Below are 1,431 nucleotides of genomic sequence, written 5' to 3' on the forward strand. Positions count from 1 at the left end.
GCCGAGGGCACATCCGCCCCGCTCACCAACGCAGGCCCCCTCGCCTGGATCGGCGTCCCCCTCGCCCTGCTCCTCCTCACGGGCCTGATCATCCTCCTCACCCGCCGCCGCCGCTCCCGCTGACCCCACGGCCGCCCTCGGCACGCCGACGCTCCCGCCGTCTGGGGCCGGGTTGCTGGTACGGTCATGCCATGAAGTTCAACTTCCGACGTTGACGACCCGCCGGCGAGACGAGGCGATCCCGTCGCCGGTGATGCGGGGCGGTGTTGTGCCGTCCCGAGTCGCGACGTGGGAGAAGAACGACTCATGCGTGATCACACGCGTCTTCTCGATGTACCGCGTCCCGGTGTCGTGGCCGTACGGTGACGGCCGCGCGCCTGGTGGCGCGTTGTGTGAGCGGGCTGGAGACCGCGGTGGCCCGCGAGGTGCTGGGCGAACGGCTGGGCACCGTCACGTGGATCGGGCACCGTGAGGTCCGGTTCATCGGTTCTGCGGCCGGTTCGACCGGTCTGCGCACGGCGGACGACGCCTTCCTGCTCGCCGCCACGATGCCCGACATCGGGCGCGGCCGGGAGGCCCTGGGCGCGCTCGCCCGGCTGGCCGACCAGGTCGCGGGCATCGATGCCGCCGGGCACGCGGGGGTGGAGGTCTCGGCGTCGTTCCTGGGCAGGCGCAACTTCAGCAGGTACGACGTGGAGGACGCGGCGGGTACGGCGCTGGCCGTACGGCTGGGCGTGCCGTACCACTCGCGGCGGGACGGCACTCCCCCGCCACCGGGGTACGGCGCGTGGCGGCTCACCCTGGACGGAACCGACGCCACCCTGATGCTGCGGGTCGCGCCGCGGCCCCTGCACCGGCGCGCCTACAAGCGGCACACCGTGCCGGGGACCCTGCACCCGCCGGTGGCGGCGGCGATGGCGCGGCTGGCCGACATCCGGCCGGGCGATGTGGTGGCCGATCCGTGCTGCGGCGCGGGCACGCTGCTCATCGAGGCGGCCCGGCTCCAGCCCGACGCGGTGCCGCGCGGCTACGACCTGGACCCCACAGCACTGCGCGCCGCCCGCGCCAACGCCTCGGCCGCAGGGCTCGACGGCCCGACCTTGAAGCCCGCCCCGGACCCCACAGCACCGCACCCCGGCAACCCGGCCACAAGGCTCACTGGGCCGATCTTCGAGAGCGCCGACGCGGCGGCGCTTCCGCTGCCGGACGGGGGTGTGGACCGGTTGCTGGCCAATCCGCCGTGGGGCGGGCAGGTCGCGCCGCGCGGGCGGCTGGCCCGTACGCCGTCGGCGCTGTGGCCGGAGATACGGCGGCTGCTGCGCCCGGACGGCCGCGCGGTGGTACTGATCCCCGACACCGCCGAACTGGCCGCGGGCATCGCCCACGGCCTGCTCCCCGCCCACGTGCAGCACGTGAGCGGGGAGCAGGCCG

1 protein-coding gene is annotated in these 1,431 nt (G+C 75.2%); it reads left to right on the forward strand.

Translation table 11 applies throughout. From position 1 onward, the window contains the following. Positions 1-362: 362 nt before the first annotated feature. The coding region (locus tag C1I98_RS38835) for a TRM11 family SAM-dependent methyltransferase (RefSeq protein WP_111172179.1) at positions 363-1,431 on the forward strand (1,069 nt) is incomplete at its 3' end.

The organism is Spongiactinospora gelatinilytica (assembly GCF_003236385.1).
Lineage (GTDB): Bacteria > Actinomycetota > Actinomycetes > Streptosporangiales > Streptosporangiaceae > Spongiactinospora > Spongiactinospora gelatinilytica.